This is a genomic window from Spirochaeta lutea, assembly GCF_000758165.1.
GTDB lineage: Bacteria > Spirochaetota > Spirochaetia > DSM-27196 > Salinispiraceae > Spirochaeta_D > Spirochaeta_D lutea.
This window is the reverse complement of record NZ_JNUP01000060.1, coordinates 21,743-31,244: the sequence shown is the minus strand read 5'-3', so window position 1 is coordinate 31,244 and position 9,502 is coordinate 21,743. Positions and strand designations below refer to the sequence as shown.

At 54.0% G+C, this 9,502-nt stretch carries 8 protein-coding genes; 2 read left to right on the top strand and 6 right to left on the bottom strand.

The annotated features are described in order from the left end of the window. The first annotated feature begins 94 nt into the window (after positions 1 to 94). Positions 95 to 1,297, top strand: coding sequence for an IS256 family transposase (locus DC28_RS07490; protein ID WP_037545877.1), 1,203 nt, complete (start codon positions 95 to 97; stop codon positions 1,295 to 1,297). Here the strand turns inward: DC28_RS07490 and DC28_RS07485 are convergent. Genes DC28_RS07485 through DC28_RS07475 form a run of 3 tightly spaced genes read right to left on the bottom strand, consistent with a single transcriptional unit; the run spans position 1,266 to position 3,262 of the window. After that, the gene (locus tag DC28_RS07485; protein ID WP_052078599.1) at positions 1,266 to 2,597 is read right to left on the bottom strand and encodes an alpha/beta hydrolase; all 1,332 of its coding nucleotides are present in this window, start codon (positions 2,595 to 2,597) and stop codon (positions 1,266 to 1,268) included. The two genes, DC28_RS07490 and DC28_RS07485, sit on opposite strands and share 32 nt — an antisense overlap. Positions 2,598 to 2,639: 42 nt before the next feature. Further along, positions 2,640 to 2,843 carry a helix-turn-helix transcriptional regulator gene (locus tag DC28_RS07480; protein WP_037547395.1) on the bottom strand — a complete coding sequence of 68 codons (204 nt, stop codon included), beginning with the start codon at positions 2,841 to 2,843 and terminating at the stop codon, positions 2,640 to 2,642. After that, positions 2,840 to 3,262: a hypothetical protein gene (locus DC28_RS07475; RefSeq protein WP_037547393.1), complete on the bottom strand. Its 423-nt coding sequence runs from the start codon at positions 3,260 to 3,262 to the stop codon at positions 2,840 to 2,842. Before DC28_RS07475 ends, DC28_RS07480 begins: the two co-directional genes overlap by 4 nt. A 613-nt stretch (positions 3,263 to 3,875) precedes the next feature. On the opposite strand from DC28_RS07475, the gene DC28_RS07470 reads away from it, so the two are divergent. After that, on the top strand, positions 3,876 to 6,164 hold the full coding sequence (locus DC28_RS07470; protein WP_037547391.1) for a bacteriohemerythrin: 2,289 nt from the start codon (positions 3,876 to 3,878) through the stop codon (positions 6,162 to 6,164). Between the two features lie 122 nt (positions 6,165 to 6,286). On the opposite strand, the gene vapC is transcribed toward DC28_RS07470, so the two are convergent. From vapC to DC28_RS07455, 3 genes are all read right to left on the bottom strand, one after another. Beyond that, complete coding sequence (vapC, locus tag DC28_RS07465) at positions 6,287 to 6,697, bottom strand: type II toxin-antitoxin system VapC family toxin (protein WP_037547390.1); 411 nt, start codon at positions 6,695 to 6,697, stop codon at positions 6,287 to 6,289. Then, positions 6,694 to 6,897 carry a type II toxin-antitoxin system VapB family antitoxin gene (locus tag DC28_RS07460; RefSeq protein ID WP_037547388.1) on the bottom strand — a complete coding sequence of 68 codons (204 nt, stop codon included), beginning with the start codon at positions 6,895 to 6,897 and terminating at the stop codon, positions 6,694 to 6,696. Before DC28_RS07460 ends, vapC begins: the two co-directional genes overlap by 4 nt. Before the next feature lie 220 nt (positions 6,898 to 7,117). After that, on the bottom strand, positions 7,118 to 9,298 hold the full coding sequence (locus tag DC28_RS07455) for a diguanylate cyclase (RefSeq protein WP_156104620.1): 2,181 nt from the start codon (positions 9,296 to 9,298) through the stop codon (positions 7,118 to 7,120). Positions 9,299 to 9,502 lie beyond the last annotated feature (204 nt).

The following is a 9,502-nucleotide window of genomic DNA, read 5'->3' as shown; positions in this document are numbered from 1 at the left end:
GTTGGTGTACAATTCTTTCTGTAAATTAGGTTGAAGAAAGCAGGCCGATCAGGCTCAAATGGTAAGTGACGAAACAAACCATAAGGAGAGCCCGATGGCCTACCAATCAGAGTATACACTTTTAGAGCAAGTGATCCAAATGTTAGCCACCAAGGAAGACAGTAAATTTTCTAAGGTGATAGAAAAGGTAGTGAACGAAGCAATGAAACTTGAGCGAGCCAAAACCCTTCAGGCCGAACCCTATGAGCGGACCGAAGATCGAATGGGCTACGCCAACGGGTTTAAGAACAAAACCTTGGCTTTGGCTACCGGGAAGGTATTACTCAAGATACCTCAAGTCCGCGGACTGGAATTCTATCCCAGCTGTATCGAAAAGGGTATTCGGAGTGAACGAGCCTTAAAACTTGCGATAGCCGAGATGTACGTAAAAGGGGTCAGTACTAGACGGGTTTCAGATATCGTAGAAATCCTATGCGGCACCGAGGTGAGCTCCTCACAGGTAAGTCGATTGGCGAAGGAGCTGGATGAAGAGGCAACATCCTGGCGATCCTCGCCGGTAGGACAAATACAGTATCTCGTGCTCGACGCTACATATGAATCAGTGCGTGTAGGCTCGAAAGTGGTCAAACAGTCCCTACTGATGGCCATAGGCGTCGATTATGAAGGCAAACGTCAGATTTTGGGCACAGAAGTAGCCAATAGCGAAGCGGAGGTAAATTGGCGATCGTTTCTAGAAGGCCTGGTTCGTAGAGGGCTCCATGGTCTGACCATGATTACCAGTGATGACCATGCGGGTCTTCGAGCAGCTATCGATGCTGTGTTTCCTGGAATCTTGTGGCAACGGTGTCAATTTCACTTGCAGCAAAATGCTCGTGGTTACGTGACAAGGAAAGACGATGTCCCGGCGGTAGCGGCGGAAATCCGCAAGGTTTTCAATGCCCCAGATGAACAGAACGCCGAAAGGTACTTGCAGAGCCTGGTAGAAAAGTATGAGAAGACCCAGCCCCGTCTTGCCCAGTGGGCTGATGAAAATCTCCGGGAGGGATTAAGCGTATTTCATATCCCGGAAAACCACAGGAGGAAGTTACGAACCTCAAATTTGGCTGAACGTCAAATGAAAGAAATAAAAAGGCGAACAAAGGTCGTAGGCGTATTCCCTAATGCCGATAGTTTGCTTCGCCTTGCGGCGGCCATGCTGATCGAACAGAACGATCAATGGCAGAATGAAAAACGGTACTTACCCGAGTCTAATGATCGCCCTGCTTTTAAAGAAATTTACAGAAAAAAGGTTGCTTAATCATTCCTGTCTCGCTTTCCTGGAACATGTGATTCAAATTCTCCAGATCTTTAATGGTGAAATTTGGGTTTCCAGCCTGTTCCAGGGCGGTTTGAATCGCCGGATTATTCACCTCTGCAGGGATCTGAACATCGTGTGTTCCGATGAGGGAGAGTACGGGAATGGTGATAGTTCTCAGTTCCTTTGCTGGATCGTGATTATAGAAAAAACGAGACCAGGGCCGGGTGGAGGTTTCTACTGCCACATCGATGAATGCATCTAGATTATAGCCCGAAGGAAGCATGGCCCTCAGTAGATGCTCCGAGGTTTTATAATGTTCCGTGAGATCAGACTTGATTTCGGACAGCGCCATATTTGAGGAGGCGATGTCGATGGCGGTTTTAAAGAATCGGTGGTAAGATTCTTGCTGTGCTGGATCGTAATCCTCCAAAGTCATAGCCTGCATGAGGGATATCTCTTTTCCTGGAACACCCGGCCCGGCCAGCAATACGATGAATGAGACTGCTTTGGTTCTATTCGCGACAATAGGGGCGATTAGTCCACCCTCGCTATGCCCAATAAGCCCGATCTCAGAAGAATCAATTTCCTTTCTGTCCAGCAGGAACTGTACTCCGCTTTCTACGTCTGTTGCGAAATCTGCGGATGTGGCGGTATCGTAGATACCTGTAGACCCTGCAGTACCGCGGTCATCAAATCGAAGCACCGCTATACCGTTTTTAGCCAAGTGGTCTGCGAGAACCAGAAATGGTTTATGGCCAAATACTTCCTCATCTCGGTTTTGGGGACCGCTTCCGGTAATCAGGATGACGGCGGGAAACGGGCCATGTTGATTTGGCAGGGTGAGTGTGCCGGCCAAGGTGATTCCATCTTGGATATTATCAAATCTGATCTCTTCTTCGTAATACGGATAGGGCTTGTGAGGTTCTTGGGGGCGGTTTGGTTGTACGTTTTCCACTTTTTCCCGGAAAAGGGTGAGCGGAAATGATTGCCCACTCTGGCTCCACGTGCCCACCACTGTGTTATTGGTTAGTACCCCCGCGTAGACTGCACCAATATTCTCTGCAACGAGTCTTAGTTCAGGGTTGTTAAGGGTAGAATCAGAAAAGGGAACCCCTCGGATCCCTTGGTCCGGACTGTCGAATGAGGCTGTGTATCCGTTTTCATCTGTCTCAATATGGAACACCAGGGTGAATTGGTCACCCAGTACATCAAGCACACCATTCCACTGGCCGATGATTTCTTCTGCGCTAAGGGGGATCATCACCAGGTACAAAAAGGTGGTAAAAAGTAGTTTTTTCATAGTATGGATCCTTGTAGTATTAGTTTGCGCACTATCAAAAAATTAGGTTGAATCAGGGGTATCTTCAAAAATATCCTCCACTCGCTTATTAAATAAACGCGCAATTTTAAACGCAAGCGGGAGGCTTGGGTCGAATTTTCCCGTCTCAATGGCATTGACTGTCTGACGGGAAACCTCCAGAGCCGCGGCTAATGCTGCTTGGGTCATGTCTCGCTCAGCTCGGAGTACCTTTAGGCGGTTTTTCATCGGTACTTCCTTAAGCCGCCGATGGTGGCTATGAGGTATGTTAAGGCCATTAAAATAACCAAATGCCCGATTTTTGCATCAAGGGTGATTAGATTGCTTTGTTCCAACAGGGCATAACTGAGCCCCCCAACTACCCCGGTGCCAAGGGCCAATCCCATGGCTTCAAGCTGAATCCGTTGCATCATCTCATCTAACACTCGTAAGTGGCGAATATTTGCCACAATCATCCCAACACCAAGCCCCAGATTAATGACAATTGTAATGATGGTTATCAATTGATTTGAATGCCATATGAGCTCTGGACCGAAACTTGCAAGGGCCATTGTCGCAACCCAGGAGCCTGTCCAAATTGCAAGCTGAATGACCTTGCGTGCCGTACGGGTATTCCAGGTATCTATCTTTGACTCGTTCTTATTCATAGGTAAATCTCCCTTTCCATTATGTAAAGCATGCTTGTCAATAATCATACGGTGCCGTTCTTAACAAGTCAAGGAAACTTGACAAAAAAGCATGGAAACTTGACATTAGGGTTGGGTTTCCTGAGACATACCCCTGAGATTCCAAGGCTACTAACGGTTGTGATGGAATGCTATGGGATCGTCACGTTAGTTTCTTCATGGTCGGAGGTTAATTCAGCCAGCCTGGGTTACTGGTACCGAAATTGTGACATGGTAGAGCAACGCCGGAGAGGGTACCGCTTTTGGGTATTGTTGAAAAAGGGAGCAGCGCGGTTCTTTATAGCGAAAGCAAACCACAACTAAAAACCCCTAGGATGCCCCGGTACAACAGATAATGCGGATAAACTTTTGTGTTTTTATACCTGGACCATGGAAATAAAAATACGAATAAATTACCATGAATCAGGCAGCATGTATTTGACATGCCGCCGGTAGGCTTCCAAACCTTGCGGCCACCCAAACGAAGCCGATCAGCGGCCGGGTACTAACCGGCCCGGGGATCGTACCTATCTCCGGGGCGGGTGGCAATGAGACGAGTTGCCCTGCCAGCCAATCCTACAGTCGGAGTCATACTATGAAATCATCATCTGCCGCCCCGGGGGCCGATTTACTACTGTTCGTTCTGGGCCTGGGATCGGGCCTGTCGTTCATGGCCGTATTGGTTGTGCCGCCCCTCTGGCTCTGGCTGGTGGCCGGGCTGATCTGCGTTGGGACGGGCCTGGGGCTTGTGCTGGGGCGTTGGAATCACCATAGAAACAAGAAAGCCCAAAACCGGCCCGAAGCCATGGACGAAGCCAATAGCTCCGGGGCGGAATTATCCCGGGATGTATTTCCCGTGGTCATGACCTCCGAGGACCGGTCGGTCAAGCTGGTCAGCCAGGTGGGGGAAACCATCAGGTCCACCATCACCATTGCCTCCAGGTCCGAGGTGGCGGGACAGAACATGCAGCGCCTTTCCGACCAGGTCTCCAACGGGGCAGCGGCGGTGGAGCAGATCTTTGCCACCCTGGGCAGCCTGGCCGGCCAGGTAGAACACCAGGGGGTCTTGGTGACCCAAAACTACGAATCCATTGAGGGCATGGTCAGTTCTCTGGAAGCCGTGGCGAAAATAACCCAGACCAAGGCGCAGGATGCCGGAACCCTGGCAGACCACGCCCAGGTGATGAACCGCTCGGTGCAATCCACCCAGGTCATGATCGACGAGGTGGGCAAGAGCATCAGTTCCATCCGGGATATGATCGCCATCATCAACGACATTGCCGAGCGCACCAACCTCTTGGCCATGAACGCCGCCATTGAGGCAGCCCACGCCGGAGAGGCCGGCCGGGGCTTCGCCGTGGTGGCATCGGAGATTCGCAAACTGGCCGAGTCCAGCGGCCAGAACGCCCATCACATCTCCCAGCACCTCAAGGGTCTCATCGACCGCATCACTACCGCCCGGACCTCCAGCACCCAGACCCAGGAGGTTCAGCAGACCATGAACACCGTTATCGACGGGGTTACCCGGGGCTTCGGCACCATCGCCACGGACACTCAGGAGCTCACCCAGATGGTCCGGGAGATCCGCCAGGCCACAGAATCCCTGCAGAACAGCGCCCTGGTCATTTCCCAGAGCACCCAGGAGGTCCGCACCGCCGGGGAGGATCTGAACAACCTGATCACCACCGCCCGGGACAGCGCCGCCCAGACCCTCCAGTCCATGGAGGTCATATCTTCAGAGGCCAGGCGGGTTACCCACGTAGCCCGGGAGACCGTGGGGGTTGCCGACGATAATAACAGCTCCATCATCGATCTGGTGAGCCGCATCGCCAAGACCGCCCCGGATACCATCCGCAGCGAGGCAGACCTTGCCCGGCAGCGCCTGGCCATTTCCCACATCATCCTGGGGCACCTTCAGGACATCAGCAGTCTGCGTATCGCCATGGACAACCGGGATGCCGCCGCTATCTCTTCTTTGTTTCAAAGGGATTCGAATGCCTTGGAGCTCTGGCTGAATCTTGAGGGTAAAAGCATCATTGCCGATCCCCAGCATTACCGGGATCTTTCCCAGCACCATCGCCGTATCCAGACCCTGAGCCGCAGCCTGGCACACCAGGCACTCCCGGGAGTTGCGGTACAGACAGGCCACTCCGCCCTCCCTGGCCGCGTCGCCATGACAACCCTTCCCAGTACAACCCCCGCCCCCGGCGGTGTATCAGCCACACATCCCGGGACCGCCAGCCCTCCCGACGCAGCCCGGACCCCCGTCCCCGGCGGTGTATCAGCCACGCATCCCGGGACAGCCAGCCCTCCCGATGCAGCCCGGACCCCCGCCCGAGGGGCAGCCGGGGTACTAGTGCCCCCCGCCCGAGGGGCAGCCGGCCAAAGCCGGGAAGAAATCTTCCAGGAGATCATGGAGCTATCCCGGCGGATCATCGAGATTCTGGTATCCTACCAGTCCGCTGACCAGATCCGCTGGTCCCCCGATTACGCCGTGGGTGTCCAGGTATTTGACGATCACCATAAAAAGCTCTTCACCTACGTGGGCGATCTGTACACCGCCATGAAGAACGGCACCACGGGCCGGCAGCTCCAGGATATCCTCGCCAAACTCGTGGACTACACGGACTACCACTTCGCCGCCGAGGAGCGGGCCATGGAGCGCACCAACTACCCCGGCTGCCAGCAGCAGAAGGCCCAGCACACCCATCTCCTCAAGAAGGTGCGGGAACTCCAGGCGGACCTGGCCTCGGGGAAATCCTTCATCGCCCTGGATGTCATGGAGTTCCTCAAGGGATGGCTGGTAAACCACATCAAGGGCTGCGACCTGCTCTACAAGGACTTCTTCGCCGACAAGGATATGCAGGCCCTGCTGGGGGAGTAGGGTCGAGGAGAGATGGGCTGCCCCGGGGAATGGGCACTGCTATTACCGGGGTCGAGCTACTGGAAATACCACTATTTCCTGTGTAGTTTACAACCTTTTGCGCACTAAGAATCTTCTAAGTACTAGGGTTTTGGCGGGTAACAGGTAAGCTCAGGAACGACCTTTGCTATGTTCTCAAAGTCACGATCGTTATGGAGGAGACTCAAGTTGTTTTCAATAGCGGTTTGGGCAATAAGCAAATCGATGGTGCTGCGCACTGTCACTCCGGATCGGCGACATGAAAAACCCAGAAATGCGGCTTTTTCGTAAGACTCTTTGCCATATCGCAGGGAATAGAATGGAAGCGGTTCAAAATAATCTTTAACCAACTGAAATTCCCCAACCGTTCTCACACCCTGTAATACTTCCTGGTAAATATACTCATTGATTCCATAGGGAATTCCGAGGTCGATGATAGAGTCAAAGGCTTGGGTAGCGTGATTATTCAGTCCCTTTAAATAATCAATTAAAACTGATGTATCAACCAGGATCATTTGTCCTCTCTCATTTTTTTGAAATCATATCCGTCAGAAAAGGCAATTTTCCCTTTTAAATCACGTAAATTTCTCATTTTTCTGGTTCTGACAAACTCTTGTAGAGCAATCTCAATGAGATCCTTTTTTGTATGAATGTGTTTTGCAAGTTTGAAGGCCTCTTCAACCAGTTGATCATCTAAAACAACATTTGTCCTCATGAATACACCTCAATATGTGTATTCTAATACACATGGTTTGATGAATCAAGTTGATAGCTGGTATCGGACAAATGGCTTGGCTAGTGCGTAAAAGGTTGTAACTTCCGATGCTGACGCCACCACCTGTGGCGTGGCCCTGGGGTGGTGCTGCTATAACAGATGGTTTGCCCGCTGGAGCATCAGGCTCCGGCATCTGGTAGGTTGATCCACCAAGAACCGCTCAGTCCTTCCGCTTCTGCTTCTCCCGGTAGAGCCCGGCATCTGCCTGGCGGAGGATTTGTTCGATATTCACCTCGGGTCGGATGCGGAAGGGTTGGTACCCCAGGCTGGCGGACAGGGTGAAGCTCAGGTTCCCCTCGGCGCTGCGGCGTTCCAGTTCTGTTTTCAGCCGGCTTCGGATTTGGGACGGATAATCGGGGTTACCGCTCCGGGCGAGGACGGTAAACTCGTCTCCGCCCATGCGGCAGATCAGATCGTTGGCCCGGAAACAGGCCCTGAGGGCTGTGGCGAACTCTGTAATGGCAGTATCGCCGGTATTATGACCGAACCGGTCATTGATCTGTTTTAGGCCGTCCATGTCCAGATAGAAGAGGTACATCTCCTCCCCGGCGGGCTGGGTTTCCATGATCTTCTGGGCCAGCTGAAAGAATCCCCGGCGGTTGAGCAGGCCTGTTAACTCGTCGTGGACCGAAATATGCTGGAGGGTTTTATTCAGGGCTGAGGATTCCGCCAGACTGGCCTCCAAACGGCGCCGGGCCTCCTGCATCTGTCTATTTATATGGATATGCTCCAGAGAAATGCTCAGCACCTCCCTGAGACTCTCAAAGAGCATATCCGGTTCCTTCTCGGCGCTCATAACGAACAGTCCCATCTGAACCTCTCCGAAAAACAGGGGTTTAACAACCACCCCGGGCCCAGGGTCTGATCCCCCCCGGGCATAGGCCGGCCAGGGTTGGTAGATATGATGTATGGGCTTGATTTCCCCGCCCGGGGAGAAAACGGTACAGGCGTCACCCTGCATCTCCAGGTGCAGTACCAGGCTATCCGCAGGTGGCCGGCTCAGCCTCCCGGCGGCCCGGTCCACAACTCCGTCTTGGGGCCAGAGAATCGGCTGGTTGTACAGGTACAGGCGGAAGAGGCTAATGCCCAGGTAGGGGATGCTGGTTTTCAGGGTTTCCAGGAGCCCCTCGAGGTAGAGGTTGGAAGAAATTGCCCGGCTGGCTGTTCTGAACTTCCATTCAAACAAAAAGAGGTCGTGGGTCACCGCGTATTGAATCTGCCCCGCAGCCTTGACATTCATGAAGTAATGGCGCCGCAGCTGTTTAAGAATACAGGAACGCGCCTCCGGATCGGTTGTGGTTTCCAAGGAGCGGAACCCATCCAGAACCGGCTGGTGCAGAGCGGGGAGGGGGTGGCCTTTCCCCATAGAATCGCGAATGCGCCGGGACTCCGCCCCGGGATTTGTATTGTCCTCTTCGAGGCAGCCCCGCGTCTCGGAACCCCCTGCAGCCTCGGCTTGATCGGAGAGGTAATCCAGACAGCCGCAGGACTGGCGGATTACCAGGCGGCAGGGGGCGGGGGATTGGGTGCCCGGGTAACCTGCCCAGGACCGGGTTCCGGCGCCGGATGCCAAGTCCAGGAGAATCTCCATGGACCTGATGGTAGTTTCCCTGTGGGGCAGTTCGACGGTGGTTAGGGCCGGAAAGATGTTCTGTCCGAAGGGAAGGCCGTCAAAGCCGGTAACCGCCGTATCCTCGGGCACAAACACCCCGGATGATTGAAGGCGGAGAATCAGGCTATGGGCCATTTCATCATTGCAGCAGAGGATAGCCTGGGGAACCCCGGTCTCCAAAAAGTGCTCCGCCGCCAGGGTCCCCGAGGCAGAGGAGAAATCCCCATGAAATATCCGGACATCCCCGGGGGAGACTCCCCGGTTCTCCAGGCTCGCCAGCAGCTGATCAAGGCGTTCGGCAGCTTCCGGATTGGTGGGCTCCCCGGCGACGATGCCGACCTCCCCCAGCCCATGGTATACCGTAATGTGTTCAACCAGGTCGGAAATAGCGTCGGTGCTGTCGGTATGGATGCTTGGGTAGCTAGCCACCCGGCTATTCACCGTTACCAGGGGAATCCGGCCCCAGGGTTCCATGACCTCCCGAAGGACGGCCGGAGAAACCAGGTTCCCCAGGCTGCCGGAGAACACCAACAGCCCGTCCAACCTCGCCGGATCAATAAGGGAGTAGATACTATTGTGCTGTTTTTCCATGGGCAGGGTGGACTCTAGGGCCTTGCCGGTAAAGTAGATCAGCCGGACCCCCCTGGATCTTCCCCATTCAGCCAAGACCCGCCACTGGGCCGAGAAAAAGCTGCCCTCAAGTTGGTTGATTACAACACCAAACGTCATGGTTCTTTTATACCACGGGAGGGCCCGGCCCGGAAGCCCCGGGGAACCGAAGTGCAATCCCGGGGAACCGAAGTGCAGCCCCGGGGAACCGAAGTGCAGCCCCGGGGAACCGAAATGCAACCCCGGGGAACCGAAGTGCAACCCCGGGGAACCGAAGTGCAATCCCGGGGAACCGAAGTGCAATCCCGGGGAACCGAAGTGCAA

Coding starts and splice junctions, on each gene's coding strand:
- DC28_RS07470 (WP_037547391.1), top strand. CDS start 3,876: ATGAAATCATCATCTGCCGCCCCGGGGGCCGATTTACTACTGTTCGTT.
- DC28_RS07490 (WP_037545877.1), top strand. CDS start 95: ATGGCCTACCAATCAGAGTATACACTTTTAGAGCAAGTGATCCAAATG.
- DC28_RS07460 (WP_037547388.1), bottom strand. CDS start 6,897: ATGAGGACAAATGTTGTTTTAGATGATCAACTGGTTGAAGAGGCCTTC.
- DC28_RS07485 (WP_052078599.1), bottom strand. CDS start 2,597: ATGAAAAAACTACTTTTTACCACCTTTTTGTACCTGGTGATGATCCCC.
- DC28_RS07475 (WP_037547393.1), bottom strand. CDS start 3,262: ATGAATAAGAACGAGTCAAAGATAGATACCTGGAATACCCGTACGGCA.
- DC28_RS07455 (WP_156104620.1), bottom strand. CDS start 9,298: ATGACGTTTGGTGTTGTAATCAACCAACTTGAGGGCAGCTTTTTCTCG.
- vapC (WP_037547390.1), bottom strand. CDS start 6,697: ATGATCCTGGTTGATACATCAGTTTTAATTGATTATTTAAAGGGACTG.
- DC28_RS07480 (WP_037547395.1), bottom strand. CDS start 2,843: ATGAAAAACCGCCTAAAGGTACTCCGAGCTGAGCGAGACATGACCCAA.